We start from the raw sequence: 13,534 nt of genomic DNA, 5'->3' as shown, positions 1-13,534 counted from the left end.
TCAGGCGGCGGCTTTCTCGGCGAACAGTTCCAGCAGCCCGCCGTGTCCTCCTTCGGTGGAGACGCCGTCGCGGACCTTCGCCGCGGTTTCGCCGTGCCGCTCGAAGTTCCGGTGTTCCAGCTCGACGCGGGTCGATCTCGGCCCTTCTTCGACGAACCGGACCTCGATCTCGCTGGCGTGCGCGGGATCCGGGTCCACCTTCCAGTCGCCGTCGATCCGCCACGACAGGACCACCCGGGCGGGTGGCTCCCAGACGAGCACCTCGCCCCACTGGCACTCGGCGCCGTCGACGGTCTTCTCGTACCAGCGGCCGCCCGGCTTCGGCTCGATGACGGCTTCGGCGAGGTCGGCCTCGCCCAGGTGGTGCTCGCGCGGCCACCAGCTGTCGAAGGCCTCGGTGTAGGTCTTGAACGCGTGCTCGCGCGAGCACGCGACGGTGATCGTCCGGCGGATCGGCTCCAGCGTCATTCCCGCTCCTCTTCGGTGGACTCCGCCCGGTCGGCGAAGGACTTCAGCGCGTCGGACCACATCCGGTCGAGGTAGGCGCGCACCGCGGCGATGCCGTCGGGCTCGAGGCGGTACAGCCGCTTCGTGCCCTCGGCCCGGTCGGCGACCAGCCCGGCCGCCTTGAGCACCTTGAGGTGCTGCGACACGGCCGGGCGGCTGATCGGCAGGTCCGCGGCCAGCTCGCCGACCGCGCGCGGCCCGGCGCGCAGCGCTTCGACGATCGCGCGCCGCGACGGGTCGGCGAGGGCGGCCAGCCGGTCCCTTCCGTAAGTCGCCACGAACCGTAAGTTACGACTTACCAATGACCGCGTCAACCGCCTCGCAGCGTTTCGGGGGTCGGAGCCGCGCATTGCGCAACGAACAACGGGTGAAAGCAACGATTCCCGGCTGAACTCTGCGTCTTCTGCCTCTAACCTGAACAGATGACGACGTTCGCCGGCCGGGAGACCGCCGCCCCCTCCGCCGCGAGCTTCATCGAGCTCGACGAGCAATGGAGCACGCACAACTACCACCCGCTGCCCGTCGTGATCGCCGAGGCCGAAGGCGCCACGGTGACCGACGTCGAGGGCAAGTCCTACCTCGACTTCCTCTCCGGGTACTCGGCGCTGAACTTCGGGCACCGCCACCCCGACCTGATCAACGCCGCGGTGGCGCAGCTCGGGCGCGTCACGCTGACGTCGCGGGCGTTCCACCACGACCAGCTGGGTCTCTTCTGCCGCGAGCTCGCCGAGCTGACCGGCACCGAGCTCGTCCTGCCGATGAACTCCGGCGCCGAAGCCGTCGAGTCGGCGGTCAAGATCGCCCGCAAGTGGGCGCACCGGGTCAAGGGTGTGCCGGACGGCACCGCCGAAATCATCGTCGCCGGGTCCAACTTCCACGGCCGGACCACCACGATCGTGTCGTTCTCGACCGACGAGACCGCACGCGCCGACTTCGGCCCGTTCACCCCGGGCTTCGTCACCGTGAAGTACGGCGACGCCGCCGCGCTGCGCGACGCGATCACCCCGCGCACCGCCGCCGTGCTCCTGGAGCCAGTGCAGGGGGAAGCCGGCGTCATCGTGCCGCCGGAGGGCTACTTCGCCGACGTCCGCACCGCGTGCGACGAGCACGGCGTGCTTTTGATCGCCGACGAGATCCAGTCCGGCCTGGCCCGCACCGGCACCGTGCTGGCGCTCGACCACGAAGGCGTCCGCGCCGACGTCTACACCCTCGGCAAGGCCCTCGGCGGCGGCATCCTGCCGGTCTCGGCGGTCGCCGGCCGGCGTGACGTGCTGGGCGTGCTGAAGCCGGGTGAGCACGGCTCGACGTTCGGCGGCAACCCGGTGGCGTGCGCGGTCGGGCGCGCGGTCGTCCGCCTGCTGAACACCGGCGAGTTCCAGCAGCGCTCGACGGAGCTGGGCGCCCACCTGCACGAACGGCTGACCGCGCTGATCGGGAACGGCCTGTCCGAGGTCCGCGGCCGCGGCCTGTGGGCCGGGCTCGACATCGCCCCCGGCGGGCCGTCGGGCCGCGAGGCGTCCGAGGCGCTGGCGACGCGCGGCGTGCTGTGCAAGGAGACGCACGAGCGCACCCTGCGCGTGGCGCCGCCGCTGGTGATCACCCGCGAGGAGCTGGACCGCGGCCTCGACGCGATCGCCGAGGTCGTCCGCCCCTGAACCACCGGATGCCGCCGGGTGAGCCTCCCGCCCCGGCGGCATCCGGAGCACAACCGCACCGGGCGACCACGAGCGTGGTCAGAACACCGGCGCGGCTCACGCGACTCCGGCCCAGCGGCTTTCCCCACCTCGGCGCGCCCCGGCCGGGTGACGTCCGGGAGCAGAACGTCCCCTTCGGTCGTTGTGCCGGGTATGGGATCAGGGGAATGGGTGGAGCGGCCGCTGGCGGGCACGGACAGTGTCACCCCGGCCGAGCTGTACGACCAGGGGAAGCGGCTCCGGGAGAAGACACCCGCCGCCGCGCACGACCACGAGGCCGCCGCGAAGGACCGGCCGAGCCCGAAGCGGTACTTCGACACCAGCAACACCGGGCGGCTGCCGGAGCTGGTCGAGCTGCGCCGGGAACGCATGCTCGCCTCGCCGTTCACCTTCTTCCGCGGGGCTGCCGGGCTGATGGGCGCCGACCTCGCGGGCACGCCGGACGCCGGGCTCACCGCCCAGCTCTGCGGCGACGCGCACGCGGCCAACTTCGGGCTCTACGGCACACCCGAAGGCAAGATCGTGATGGACATCAACGACTTCGACGAGACCGTGCCGGGGCCGTGGGAGTGGGACCTCAAGCGCCTCGCGGCCAGCCTGGTGCTGGCCGGCCGGGAAGGCGGCATCGGCGAGTCCGGCTGCCGCGAAGCCGCCGAAGACGCCGTGAAGTCGTACCGGCGGACCATCCGGGCGCTGGCCGAGCTGCCGTTCCTGCGGTCGTGGAACGCGCTGCCGGACTCGTCGGTGCTCTCGAAGGCGCGGGCGGACGAGCTGATCGACGACTTCGCCGACGCCGCCGAGAAGGCGCGCAAGAACGACAGCGCGAAGGTCGCGGCGAAGTGGACCGAGCGTGTCGACGACCACCGGACCGGCCTGGCGCGCCACCGGTTCGTCGAAGATCCGCCGGTGCTCACGCACGTCGACGAGCGAACCGCCGAAGCCGTCGCCACCGGGCTGACGTCCTATGTGGACACCCTGCGCGAGTCGCGGCGCACGCTCATTTCGCGCTACCGCATCGCCGACGTCGCGTTCCGTGTGGTCGGCACCGGCAGCGTGGGGCTGCGCAGCTACGTCGTCCTGCTGCACGGCAACGACGAGGAAGACCTGGTGCTGCAGGTGAAACAGGCGCAACCGCCCGCGCTCGCGCCGTACCTCGACCTGCCCGAGGTGGCGCACGAAGGGCAGCGGATCGTCGACGGCGCCCGGCTCGTGCAGGCCGAGACGGACATCCTGCTCGGCTGGACCACGATCGACGGGGTGCCGTTCATCGTCCGCCAGTTCCGCAACCTCAAGGGCGACATCGACCCGGCGGAGCTGGAGAAGGACCACCTCGACGACTACGGCCGGCTGGCCGGGGCCCTGCTCGCCCGGGCCCACACGCGGTCCCTGCACCCGAAGCTGCTGGCCGGCTACTTCGCCGACGACTCCGAACTGGACGAAGCGATGGGCGCGTACGCCGTGCGGTACGCCGACCGGACCGAAGCCGACCACGCCGAGTTCTCAGCCGGCTGAGCCGACCAGCTCGGTGACGTCGGCCGCGCAGCCCCAGGCGAGGGTGATCCCCGAGCCGCCGTGGCCGTAGCAGTGCACGATCGCGCCCGACCGTTCCAGCCGCACGATGGGCCGGAACGGGCGCAGGCCGACCACGGACCTCAGGACCTCCGCGCCCGCCAGCGCCGGGACCAGCTCGCGGCAGCGGCGCACGATGTCCGCCGTCACGCCCGGGTTCGGCTCGACGTCGCCGCGGCCCGGCTCCTCGGTGCCGCCGCAGACGACGTGGCCGCCGTGCGGGATGACGTACGTGACGCCCGGGCCGGTCTCGTCGACCACGAACTCCGACAGGCCCGGGTCGGCCAGGTGCACCACCTGCCCGCCGACCGGGACCATCGAGCCGTCGCCGGCCAGGCGGCCCGCGCCGAGGCCCGCCGCGTTGACTACGACGTCGGCGTCGACGTCCGCAAGGGACGTCAGCGACCGGTATTCGAAGCGCACGCCGAGCGCTTCGACGCGCGTGAGCAGCCAGGCCAGGTACACCGGGGTGTCGACCAGTGCCGTCGTGAACTCCAGCCGGTCGCCGGCCCGCACGGGGTCGATCATCGCCGGCAGCCACTGCGGCTCCGGCTCGCCCCGGGCCAGCAGGACCCGGCCGCGGCGGAACCGCACGCCCGGCGCGTCCTGCTCCCGCAGCTGCGCGAGCGTCGCCGCGGTCCAGCGCACGATCCGCTTGTCCGGGCGGCGCACCGGCGGGTACAGCACCCCGCCGGCCACCGCCGAGGTCGACTCCCCCGGGCCGGCCGCCGCGACGACCGTGACGTCGTGTCCCGCACCGGCCAGCCGGTACGCGCAGCTCAGGCCGATGATCCCGGCCCCCGCCACTGTGATCCGCATCCGTTCCTCCCTCCCCGCATGGTGGCAGACGGAGCCGTCACGAGATCGCGGCTACCCTCGCGCGGGTGAGGACGATGTGGGTGCCGGCCGCGGTGTGCGGCGTGCTCGCGCTGCTGCTCGGGCTGCCGTTCGCCGGCGAGCGCGCGCCCGGCGCCGTGGACACGACGGCCGCGGGCTGGACGGCGCACCTGAGCCCCGGTGTGCTGCGGGCGCTGGTCTTCCCGACCGAGCCCGTCGTCGTGATCGCGCTGGGCGTCCTGGCCGTCGTCCTGTGCCTGCGCGCCGGGAGACGGGTCGAGGCCGCGCTCGCGCTCGGCGCGCCGTTGCTGGCGATCCTGCTGACGAGCTGGCTGCTGAAGCCGCTCTACGACCGGTGGAAGAACGACACCCTGGTCTACCCCAGCGGCCACACCGTGAGCCTCGTCGCGGTGCTGACGGTGCTGGTGCTGGTGACCCGGCGCGTGCTTGTCGTCGTGCTCGCCGCGCTGACGCTGCTCGCGGCGGCCGCCGGGCTGGTCGGCCTCGGCTACCACTACCTGACCGACGTCGCCGGCGGGACGCTGTTCGCGGTCGCCGTGGTGCTGCTCACGTGGTCGGTGCCGCGTCCCGCGCCAGCGCGGTCAGCCGGCTGACCGCGCGCAGGTACTTCTTGCGGTAGCCGCCGTTCACCATCTCCTCGGTGAACAGCGACGGCAGCGGCTCGCCGGAGACGACCACCGGGATGGCGCGGTCGTAGAGCCGGTCGGCGAAGGCGACCAGCCGCAGGGCCACGTTCTGGTCCGGCGCCGGGTGGACCCCGCGCAGGTGCACGCGCGTGACGCCGTCGAGCAGCCGCCCGTACCGCGACGGGTGCAGGGAGGCCAGGTGCTCGCACAGCGCGTCGAAGTCGTCCACAGTGGACCCTTCGTGCGCGGCGACGGACTCCTCAAGCACCTCCGGGGACACGGGTGGCGGCGCGTCCGGCAGGCCGCGGTGGCGGTAGTCCGGGCCGTCTACGCGCACCACGCCGAACCGGGCCGACAGCGACTGGATCTCGCGCAGGAAGTCCTCGGCGGCGAAGCGCCCTTCGCCGAGCTTCTCCGGCAGGGTGTTCGACGTCGCCGCGATGTGCACACCGGCGTCCATCAGCTCCTGCAGCAGCCGGGTGACCAGGGTCGTGTCGCCCGGGTCGTCCAGCTCGAACTCGTCGATGGCCAGGATCCGGTGCTCCGCGAGGCGCCGCACGGCCTCGGCGAAGCCCAGCGCGCCGACCAGGTGGGTCAGCTCGACGAACGTCCCGTACGCCTTGGGCGACGGCGAAGCGTGCCACGTCGAGGCGAGCAGGTGGGTCTTGCCGACCCCGAACCCGCCGTCGAGGTAGAGCCCCATCGGCCCGGCCGGCTCGGGTGAGCCCCCGAAGAGCTTGAAGCGCTTCTTCTTCGGCTGGGCGCCGACCCTTTCGGCGAACGCCGAACACGCCTCGACCGCGGCGGCCTGGCTGGGCTCGTCCGGGTTCGGGATGTAGGTCCCGAACCGGACGGCGTCGAAGCGCGGCGGTGGCACCAGCGCGCCGATCAGCTCGTCGGCGCCGAGCTCGGGGCGGCGGTCGGTCAGGTGCGCGGGCATGGTCGCAGAGCCTAGCCACGCCCGCGCCCCGGCCGGGTGGCCCTGTCCCCCGGTGGAGACGTGGTTCACGCCCGTGCTGGGATTGTCCCGTGCGGAGCGTGTGGCCCCTTTCGACGGGCGAACTGACCGGGGTGGACCTCGAGGAGATCTACGCCTACCCGGACGGCTTGACCGGCCCCTGGGTGCAGGTCAACTTCGTCGCGTCCGCCGACGGGGCCGCCGAGGTCGACACGACGTCGGCGGGGCTCTCGCACGCCGCCGACCGCCAGGTCTTCCTTCTGGGGCGCGACCTCGCCGACGTGATCCTGGTCGGCGCCGGGACCGTCCGCGCCGAGAACTACCGCGGGGTCGTGCCGAGCGCGAAGCGGCTGGAACGCCGTCACCGCCTCGGGTTCGGCGGGGTCCCGCCGATCGCCGTCGTGACGCGCACCGCCGACCTGGACCCCGCTTCGCGGCTGTTCACCGAAACCGCCGTGCCCCCGATCGTGGTCACCACCGAGACCGCGCCGACCGGACCCCTCGAAGCCGCCGGGGCGGAGATCCTGCGCGCCGGCGACGACGACGTCGACGTGCCGCGGGCCCTCGACCTGCTCGCCGCCCGAGGTCTGCGCCGGATCGCCTGCGAAGGCGGGCCGGGGCTGTTCGGGCAGCTCGTCGCCGCCGACCGCGTCGACCAGCTCTGCCTCACCGTCGCGCCGCTGCTCGTGGCCGGGCCCGCCGTCCGGATCGCCACCGGTCCCGAGGCCGTGCCGCGCCGGCTCGCCCTGGCGTCGGTCCTGGTCGAGGACGGCTTCACGCTCCTGCGTTACCGCAGAGCCGCCGGATGAGCGACGACGCCGACCTCGTCGCGCGGGCCGCGGACGGCGACGAGGCCGCGTTCGGCGCGCTCGTGCGGCGGCACACGCCCCGGATGTACCGCGTCGCGCTGCGGATCACCGGCAGCGCGGGCGAAGCCGAGGACGTCGTGCAGGAGTCGTGGCTGGCCGCGTGGCGCGCCCTCGCCGGCTTCCGGAACGAGTCCGCGGTGTCGACGTGGCTCTACCGCGTCGTCACCAACAGCGCGCTCGCCCTGCTGCGCCGGCGCCGGCCCACGATCTCCCTCGACTCGCCGGAACCCGACGGCCAGTCCACTGTGGACAGCGCGTTGCTCGCCGGGGCCGACCCGGGCCCCGAAGGCCGTGTGGTGCGGGCCGAGGAGGTCGACGCGGTGCTGCGCGCGATCGGCAGGCTGGAGCTGTCCCAGCGGGTGCCGCTCGTGCTGCGCGAGCTGGAGGGGCTGAGCTACGACGAGGTCGCCGAAGTGCTCGACGTGAACGTCGGCGCCTTGCGCTCACGGCTGCACCGGGCCAGGGTGGCGCTGCTCGCCGAATTGAGGGAGCGGTGATGACCGAGCCGCAGGACCCCGAGGGGGACCCCCGCTGGGACGCCGTGCGCCGGGTGGCGGCCCGCCGGGTGCCGACCCCGCCCGGCCTGGTCGAACGGGTGCTGCGGGCAGTCGCGCGCAGCCGCCGGACGGCCGTGGAGGTGCCCGGCGACGCGGGCAGCCTGCGCGTCACCGAAGCCGTCGTGGGGCGGCTGGCCCACACGATCGCGGCCAAGCGCGCGCCCGGCGGGGTGCGCGTGTCGGCCGTCGCGGTCGAAGACGACGTCGTGCAGGTGCTGGTTTCGGTTCGCTTCGGCGTCGCGGCCGAGGAAGCGGCCGAAGCGCTCCGGCGCGCGATCACCGCCGAGCTGTCCCGCCAGCTCGGGGTCGGCACGACGGTGAACGTGCACGTCGTCGACGTCCACCCCGGTTAAGGTTCCCCCGATCGGGGGATCTTGCGTGAGGGTCCGGCGCCGCCGGGCATCGTAAGGGCGAGAGACCGCCGCGAGAGGAGCCTTCAGGCATGCATCCGGAACGGACCGAAAGCCCGGGCACGGTGACCCCGCTCAACGAGGAGGGCGCCGCCGGCCGCACCACGATCTCGTCACTGGTCGTGCAGAAGGTCGCCGGCCTGGCCACCCGTGAGGTCCCCGGCGTGCACACGCTGGGCGGCGGCGGGGTCTCGCGGGCGATCGGCGCGCTGCGCGAGCGGATCCCCGGCTCCGGCACGGTCACCACGACCGGTGTCTCGGTGGAGGTCGGCGAGAAGCAGACCGCGATCGACCTCGACGTCGTCGTCGAGTACGGCGCGCGCATCACCGACGTCGCCCGCGCGGTGCGGCGCAACGTGATCACCGCGGTGGAGCAGATCACCGGCCTCGAGGTGATCGAGGTGAACATCGCCGTCAACGACATCCACCTGCCCGGCGAGGAGGAGCCCGAATCGACGCGGGTGGAGTGACCGGGCGCGACGACCCGGAAGGCCGCTCGGCCTTCCGGGCTTTTGTGCGCGCCCACCACCCCGACGCCGGCGGCGACCCGGCGGAGTTCGCGGCCGGGCTGGCGCGGTTCCGCGCCGGGCCGTCCGATGCGGACTCCCGCTTCGACGCCCCGGTGAGCTTTTCCGTCCGCCGCCGCGGGTTCGCCGCGCTGGTGGCCCGGTTCCGGCGCCGCCGCCGGCCGCCCCGGGTGCGCTGACCGCGCCGCCGGGGCAAGCTCTCTTCCGTCCAAGCCGTCCTAGGAGGACATGTGAACGCAACGCAGACCGGGCTGCTGGCCGGGCTCATCCTCGGCCTGGCCGCGACCCAGGGGTTCACCGCGTTCCTGGTGACCCTGGCCGTCGGGATCATCGGCCTGGTCGCCGGCCGGGTCCTCGACGGCGAGCTCGACCTCGGCGAGCTCTTCGGCAAGGGCCGCGACAAGTGAACCGCGTCCTCGACGTGCCGCGCGAGCTCGCCGAACCGGCCGAGCGCGGCACCCTCACCATCGGGCATTCGGTGGTGCGCAAGGTCGCCCAGCACGCCGCCGACCAGGTGCCCGGCACCAGCCGCGACGGCAAGAAGGGCGCGAAGGCGAAGGTCGGCGGCCTCGACAACGACGTCGACCTCGCGCTGGACCTCGCCCTGAACTACCCGGCCGCGGTGAAGGCGGTCGTCGGTGACGTCCGCGCGAAGGTCGTCGAAGAGGTGGAGCTGCTCACCGGCTACCACGTGCGGACGCTGGCGGTGACGGTGTCGGCGCTGCTGCCGGACGTGCCGCCGAGGGTGCGGTAGCCGTGCGCCCGTTCGTCCGCGTCCTGTCCACCCTGCTCGGCCTGGCCTTCGCCGCCGCCGGGGCGCTGCTCGCGCTCGAGGTCGGCTGGCACTGGTGGCGGCCGGGGGCCGGGCCGCTGGTGGTGCCGTGGCCGCGCTGGCAGGCGGAGCTCACGGCACTGGGCTGGGACGCCTACACCGTGCGGGTCGCCGCCGGGGTGCTCGCCACGGCGGGCCTGGTGCTGCTGCTGTGCGCGCTGGCCGCCCGCAGCCGCGCGGTCCGGCTGACCGACCCGGCCGCCGCCGTGAGCGTCTCGACGTCACCGCGGTCGCTGGCCCGGCTGGTCGGGCTCACCGTGCGCGCGCAGGACAACGTCGCGGCCGCGACGGTCACCGCGAGCGCCCGGCGGGTCCGCGTCCGCGCGAAGTCCACGCTCGAAACCGAGGGCGAGCTGCGGCCGCGGCTGCTGGCGACGGTGTCGGAGCTGCTCGACGAAGTCCCGCTCGTGCGGCGGCCGAAGGTGTCGGTCGTCGTCGACTCGCCGAAGGACCGCCGATGACCAAGTCCGTCTCCGCGAAGGCGCTTTCCCGCTCGTACGCGGGTGAACGCACCCTGACGTTCCTCGTCGGGCTGTTCGCCCTGCTCGGCGGGGCGCTCGCCCTGGTGGTGGGCTTCGGGGTGCTCGGCGAGTTCCGCGGCCGCCGTCCCCTGCTCGACCCGATCGCCGTCGGCTGGCTCGGCGGGCACGCGACACCGGCCCGGATCACCGCGATCGTGCTCGGTGTCCTGCTGTTCGTGCTCGGGCTGCGCTGGGCCCTGCGGTCGCTGCGCCCGGAACCGCGCCCGGACCTGGACCTCGACCGCACGGAAGGTGCGGAGCTCGTGGTGACCGCGTCGGCGATCTCCGACGCGGTCCAGGCCGACGCGGAGCAGCTGACGGGGGTGAGCCGCGCCCGCGTCCGCGCGGTCGGCTCGCGGACGGCCCCGGCGCTGCGCCTCACGCTGTGGCTGCACGAGGGCACCGACCTCAAGAGCGTCTGGGCGGAGCTGGACTCCCGCGTGCTGACCCGGGCGCGGGAGTCGCTCGGGCTCGACGTGCTGCCGACGGCCGTCCGGCTCGAACTCGACACGGGCACGGCCAAACGCGTGCGCTGAGCGGCGTCTTTCCGCAGAATGCCCGCATGCCCCTACCGCTGCAGCCGCCGCTGAAGCCGATGCTCGCCAAGCCCGCCAAGGCCATCCCGGACTCCGGGGGCCTGCTGTTCGAACCGAAGTGGGACGGCTTCCGCTGCATCGTCTTCAAGGACGGCGACGAGCTGTACCTGCAGTCGCGCGCGGAAAAGCCGTTGAACCGGTACTTCCCGGAGGCCGTCGCGCGGCTGCTGGAGATCCTGCCGCCGCGGGTGGTGCTGGACGGCGAGCTCGTCGTCGCGCGGGACGGGCGGCTGAACTTCGACGCGCTCACCGAGCGGATCCACCCCGCCGAAAGCCGCGTCACGCTGCTGGCCGCCGAGCAGCCCGCCGAGTTCGTCGCCTTCGACGTCCTGGCGCTGGAGGACGAGTCCCTGCTGGACGAGCCGACGTCGGCCCGCCGCGAGCGGCTCGTCGAGCTGGCCGGCGACCGGTTCCCGCTCACCCCGGCGACCACCGACGCCGCCACCGCGCGGCACTGGTTCGAGCTGTTCGAGGGCGCCGGGCTCGACGGCGTCATCGGCAAACCCCTGGACGAGCCGTACACACCGGGCAAGCGCGTCCTCCACAAGTACAAGCACCTGCGCACCGCGGACTGCGTGCTCGCCGGGCTGCGCTGGCACGTCGACGGCGGCCCGGGCGACCTGGTCGGCAGCTTCCTCCTGGGCCTGTTCGACGACGCCGGTGTGCTGCACCACGTCGGCACCGTCGGGTCGTTCCCGAAGGACCGCCGTCGTGAGCTGGCCGAAGAGCTGGCGCCGCTGGTCACCGACGGCGAAGACCACCCGTGGGGCGGCAAGGCGACCGGCGAGGCCCAGCGGATCCCCGGCGGCATCACGCGCTGGCGTGCCACCGAGCACGAATGGGTGCCGCTGAAGCCCGAGCGCGTTGTCGAGGTCGCCTACGAGAACACCGAGGGCGGGATGCCGTCGCGCTTCCGGCACAACGCGCGGTTCGTCCGGTGGCGCCCGGACCGCGAACCCGCGTCGTGCGACTACAGCCAGCTCGAGGAGCCCGCCCGCTACGACCTCGACGCCGTGTTCCGCGGCCAGGTCGTGCGGACCCGCTAACCCGCGTCCCACACCGGCCGTGCGAAGCTCGGTGCCCCGCCCTTGATCGACGTGAGGACTCCGCCCGTGCGCCGCCGCCGTACCCGTCTCCTGGTCGCGCTGCTCGGCCTGGCCGCCGCCGCGGGGTGCGCCGCCGGGCCGTCGGTCCGCCCGGCGCTGGTCGAGAACGACGGGAAGCCGACCGGCGGCACCCCCGCGGGCAGCCCGTCGGTGCCGCTGCCGCCGCTGACCGAGCCGCAGTCGCCGTCGCTGCGGTGGGCCGACTGCGACGACGACACCCGGCAGCGGATCGGCACCCCGGCTGTCCCGGACACGCTGCACTTCACGTGCGCCCGCGTCACCGCGCCGCTCGACGCGCCCGGCGAGGCGCGGCGCTCGGTCGTCCGGCTGCTCGCGGTGAAGGTCGGCAGCGGGCCGATCCCGCTGGTCGTGGTCAACGACATCGACGGCGAGCCGGGCTCGGTGTACGCCGCGCGGCTGGCGGCGACGCTGCCACCGGCGTTCCTGGAGAAGTTCTCGCTGATCGGCCTGGACCGGCGCGGCACCGGGCTCTCGGGCGCCGTCCAGTGCGTGCCCGCCGACGTCCGGCACGACCTGATCGACGCCGACCCGGCCGAGGGTGACCTGCAGGGCGTGCTGGACGCGGCCCGCAAGGCCGGCCAGCAGTGCGCGATCGAGCTCGACGACTCCCAGACGGCGCTGGACAGCTGGCGCGGCGCCGGCGACCTCGAGGAGCTGCGCAAACAGCTGGGCCTGGAGCGGCTGAACGCGCTCGGCCGCGGGGACGGCTCGAAGGTGCTGTCGCAGTACGCCGTGCGGTTCCCCGGCCAGGTCGGGCGGATGGTGCTCGACGGCGTCCCCGACCCGGGCCCGGACACCGCGGCGGTGCTCGACGCGGTCGCCGCCGGCGCCCAGTCCACGTTGGACGCCTTCGCCACGGACTGCGCGGCCCGCGGCTGCGCGCTCGGCGACCCGAAGGCCGCCCTGACCGCGCTCACCGGGCAGCTGCGGCAGAACATCGCGCCGCTGACCGACGACGGCGTCGCGTTCGGGCCGGGGGTGGCGATGTACGCCGTCTACTCGGGCCTGGCGCAGCGGTCGCGGTGGCCGGAGCTGGCCGACGCGATCGCGGCGGCGCGGTCGGGGAACATCCGCCCGCTGGCGGCCTTCGTCACACCGGTGCTGCACGACTCGCGCGCCCAGCCGTCGCGGATCGACGCGACCATCGCCACCCGCTGCAACGACAGCCAGTCCCGGCTCTCGGCCGACCAGCTCGACCAGGTCGTCGGCGGGATGCGCACGAAGTACCCGCAGTTCGGCGCGGTCGTCGCCCAGCAGCTGGCCTGGTGCGGGCCGTGGCCGGTGCGGACCGAGCCGCTGCCGCCGGCGGGCGCGTCGGGCGCGCCGCCGATCCTGGTCACGGCGACCGCGGCCGACCCGGTGACCCCCCAGCTCGGCAGCACCCGCGCGGCCGACCAGATGCCGTCCGCGGTGACCATCACCTGGCAGGGCGCCGGCCACGGCGCGGTCGGCGCGTCCCCGTGCATCACCGACGCGGCCCGCGCGTTCCTCATCGACGGCAAGGTCCCCGCCAACGGCACCCTCTGCCCCGCCTGACCCGTCGTGAGTGGTCAGGGCGGTTAGAACCGCCCTAACCACTCACGAGCGTTACTGGCGGTAGGACTCGACCTCGGAGATGGGGCGGGCCGCGGCGTCGTCGGGGTTCTCGTGGAACTCCGTTTTCGCGCGGCGCTGCCGGAGCAGGTCCCAGCACTGGTCGAGCTGCTGCTCGACCGCGGTGAGGCGATCCTTGTCGCCGCCGCTCAGCCCCACGCCGACCGAGCGCGACCGGAGCTCGTGCTCCTCCGCGATCAGCTCGTCGATCCGGCCCAGGATTTCGCCGTCGGCCATCGTGTTCCTCCTCTTACGGGTTGCTCGCGTAAGACGCTACCCCGGCCCCCGGG

Annotated in this window: 19 protein-coding genes; 14 read left to right on the top strand and 5 right to left on the bottom strand. The window is 73.9% G+C overall.

All coding sequences use genetic code 11. The annotated features are described in order from the left end of the window. The gene (locus tag ACZ63J_RS19165; protein WP_465406176.1) at positions 1-468 is read right to left on the bottom strand and encodes an SRPBCC family protein; all 468 of its coding nucleotides are present in this window, start codon (positions 466-468) and stop codon (positions 1-3) included. Further along, positions 465-785, bottom strand: a complete 321-nt coding sequence (locus ACZ63J_RS19160; protein ID WP_465406174.1) for an ArsR/SmtB family transcription factor — start codon at positions 783-785, stop codon at positions 465-467. The genes ACZ63J_RS19165 and ACZ63J_RS19160 overlap by 4 nt, the downstream gene beginning before the upstream one ends. A gap of 144 nt (positions 786-929) precedes the next feature. Between ACZ63J_RS19160 and rocD the strand changes: the two genes are divergently transcribed. Beyond that, positions 930-2,162 (top strand): ornithine--oxo-acid transaminase, encoded by a 1,233-nt coding sequence (gene rocD / locus ACZ63J_RS19155; RefSeq protein ID WP_465406172.1) that lies wholly within the window; start codon positions 930-932, stop codon positions 2,160-2,162. Positions 2,163-2,354: 192 nt separating this feature from the next. Beyond that, a complete protein-coding gene (locus ACZ63J_RS19150) occupies positions 2,355-3,713 on the top strand; it encodes a DUF2252 domain-containing protein (RefSeq protein WP_465406170.1) in 1,359 nt (452 codons plus the stop codon). Here ACZ63J_RS19150 and ACZ63J_RS19145 read toward each other — a convergent pair. After that, on the bottom strand, positions 3,702-4,589 hold the full coding sequence (locus ACZ63J_RS19145; RefSeq protein WP_465406168.1) for an FAD-dependent oxidoreductase: 888 nt from the start codon (positions 4,587-4,589) through the stop codon (positions 3,702-3,704). The two genes, ACZ63J_RS19150 and ACZ63J_RS19145, sit on opposite strands and share 12 nt — an antisense overlap. 80 nt (positions 4,590-4,669) lie before the next feature. On the opposite strand from ACZ63J_RS19145, the gene ACZ63J_RS19140 reads away from it, so the two are divergent. After that, the gene (locus tag ACZ63J_RS19140; protein ID WP_465406258.1) at positions 4,670-5,221 is read left to right on the top strand and encodes a phosphatase PAP2 family protein; all 552 of its coding nucleotides are present in this window, start codon (positions 4,670-4,672) and stop codon (positions 5,219-5,221) included. Here ACZ63J_RS19140 and zapE read toward each other — a convergent pair. Then, the gene (gene zapE / locus ACZ63J_RS19135; RefSeq protein ID WP_465406166.1) at positions 5,175-6,194 is read right to left on the bottom strand and encodes a cell division protein ZapE; all 1,020 of its coding nucleotides are present in this window, start codon (positions 6,192-6,194) and stop codon (positions 5,175-5,177) included. The genes ACZ63J_RS19140 and zapE overlap by 47 nt on opposite strands. Before the next feature lie 89 nt (positions 6,195-6,283). Here zapE and ACZ63J_RS19130 point away from each other — a divergent pair, with 89 nt between their 5' ends. From ACZ63J_RS19130 to ACZ63J_RS19080, 11 genes are all read left to right on the top strand, one after another. Beyond that, positions 6,284-7,021 carry a pyrimidine reductase family protein gene (locus ACZ63J_RS19130; RefSeq protein WP_465406164.1) on the top strand — a complete coding sequence of 246 codons (738 nt, stop codon included), beginning with the start codon at positions 6,284-6,286 and terminating at the stop codon, positions 7,019-7,021. Continuing rightward, positions 7,018-7,578 carry an RNA polymerase sigma factor gene (locus tag ACZ63J_RS19125; RefSeq protein WP_465307230.1) on the top strand — a complete coding sequence of 187 codons (561 nt, stop codon included), beginning with the start codon at positions 7,018-7,020 and terminating at the stop codon, positions 7,576-7,578. The genes ACZ63J_RS19130 and ACZ63J_RS19125 overlap by 4 nt, the downstream gene beginning before the upstream one ends. After that, positions 7,578-7,991, top strand: a complete 414-nt coding sequence (locus tag ACZ63J_RS19120; RefSeq protein WP_465337819.1) for an Asp23/Gls24 family envelope stress response protein — start codon at positions 7,578-7,580, stop codon at positions 7,989-7,991. Before ACZ63J_RS19125 ends, ACZ63J_RS19120 begins: the two co-directional genes overlap by 1 nt. Positions 7,992-8,080: 89 nt before the next feature. After that, entirely contained in the window at positions 8,081-8,518 is a 438-nt protein-coding gene (locus ACZ63J_RS19115; RefSeq protein ID WP_465337820.1) for an Asp23/Gls24 family envelope stress response protein, read from the top strand. Continuing rightward, positions 8,515-8,754 carry a hypothetical protein gene (locus ACZ63J_RS19110; protein ID WP_465406162.1) on the top strand — a complete coding sequence of 80 codons (240 nt, stop codon included), beginning with the start codon at positions 8,515-8,517 and terminating at the stop codon, positions 8,752-8,754. Before ACZ63J_RS19115 ends, ACZ63J_RS19110 begins: the two co-directional genes overlap by 4 nt. A gap of 51 nt (positions 8,755-8,805) precedes the next feature. Next, complete coding sequence (locus tag ACZ63J_RS19105) at positions 8,806-8,982, top strand: hypothetical protein (RefSeq protein WP_013224542.1); 177 nt, start codon at positions 8,806-8,808, stop codon at positions 8,980-8,982. Then, positions 8,979-9,329 (top strand): Asp23/Gls24 family envelope stress response protein, encoded by a 351-nt coding sequence (locus ACZ63J_RS19100; RefSeq protein WP_465406160.1) that lies wholly within the window; start codon positions 8,979-8,981, stop codon positions 9,327-9,329. Before ACZ63J_RS19105 ends, ACZ63J_RS19100 begins: the two co-directional genes overlap by 4 nt. Before the next feature lie 2 nt (positions 9,330-9,331). Next, a complete protein-coding gene (locus ACZ63J_RS19095; protein ID WP_465406158.1) occupies positions 9,332-9,868 on the top strand; it encodes a DUF6286 domain-containing protein in 537 nt (178 codons plus the stop codon). Next, positions 9,865-10,464 (top strand): alkaline shock response membrane anchor protein AmaP, encoded by a 600-nt coding sequence (locus tag ACZ63J_RS19090; RefSeq protein ID WP_465406156.1) that lies wholly within the window; start codon positions 9,865-9,867, stop codon positions 10,462-10,464. The genes ACZ63J_RS19095 and ACZ63J_RS19090 overlap by 4 nt, the downstream gene beginning before the upstream one ends. Positions 10,465-10,490: 26 nt before the next feature. Further along, positions 10,491-11,570, top strand: coding sequence for an ATP-dependent DNA ligase (locus tag ACZ63J_RS19085; RefSeq protein ID WP_465406154.1), 1,080 nt, complete (start codon positions 10,491-10,493; stop codon positions 11,568-11,570). Positions 11,571-11,636: 66 nt separating this feature from the next. Then, a complete protein-coding gene (locus ACZ63J_RS19080) occupies positions 11,637-13,187 on the top strand; it encodes an alpha/beta hydrolase (protein ID WP_465406152.1) in 1,551 nt (516 codons plus the stop codon). A gap of 51 nt (positions 13,188-13,238) precedes the next feature. Here the strand turns inward: ACZ63J_RS19080 and ACZ63J_RS19075 are convergent, their stop codons facing one another. Beyond that, the gene (locus ACZ63J_RS19075) at positions 13,239-13,481 is read right to left on the bottom strand and encodes a DUF2630 family protein (protein ID WP_465307248.1); all 243 of its coding nucleotides are present in this window, start codon (positions 13,479-13,481) and stop codon (positions 13,239-13,241) included. Positions 13,482-13,534: the final 53 nt, after the last annotated feature.

It is taken from the genome of Amycolatopsis sp. NPDC104863 (genome assembly GCF_055582965.1).
The sequence above is the reverse complement of the archived record's forward strand: the minus strand, read 5'-3'. Positions and strand labels throughout refer to the sequence as shown.

Bases quoted from the DNA above. Each gene is read 5' to 3' on its own strand.
- ACZ63J_RS19085 (WP_465406154.1), top strand. From the start codon at position 10,491: ATGCCCCTACCGCTGCAGCCGCCGCTGAAGCCGATGCTCGCCAAGCCC.
- rocD (WP_465406172.1), top strand. From the start codon at position 930: ATGACGACGTTCGCCGGCCGGGAGACCGCCGCCCCCTCCGCCGCGAGC.
- ACZ63J_RS19075 (WP_465307248.1), bottom strand. From the start codon at position 13,481: ATGGCCGACGGCGAAATCCTGGGCCGGATCGACGAGCTGATCGCGGAG.
- ACZ63J_RS19125 (WP_465307230.1), top strand. From the start codon at position 7,018: ATGAGCGACGACGCCGACCTCGTCGCGCGGGCCGCGGACGGCGACGAG.
- ACZ63J_RS19145 (WP_465406168.1), bottom strand. From the start codon at position 4,589: ATGCGGATCACAGTGGCGGGGGCCGGGATCATCGGCCTGAGCTGCGCG.
- ACZ63J_RS19150 (WP_465406170.1), top strand. From the start codon at position 2,355: ATGGGATCAGGGGAATGGGTGGAGCGGCCGCTGGCGGGCACGGACAGT.
- ACZ63J_RS19090 (WP_465406156.1), top strand. From the start codon at position 9,865: ATGACCAAGTCCGTCTCCGCGAAGGCGCTTTCCCGCTCGTACGCGGGT.
- ACZ63J_RS19165 (WP_465406176.1), bottom strand. From the start codon at position 468: ATGACGCTGGAGCCGATCCGCCGGACGATCACCGTCGCGTGCTCGCGC.
- ACZ63J_RS19115 (WP_465337820.1), top strand. From the start codon at position 8,081: ATGCATCCGGAACGGACCGAAAGCCCGGGCACGGTGACCCCGCTCAAC.
- zapE (WP_465406166.1), bottom strand. From the start codon at position 6,194: ATGCCCGCGCACCTGACCGACCGCCGCCCCGAGCTCGGCGCCGACGAG.
- ACZ63J_RS19120 (WP_465337819.1), top strand. From the start codon at position 7,578: ATGACCGAGCCGCAGGACCCCGAGGGGGACCCCCGCTGGGACGCCGTG.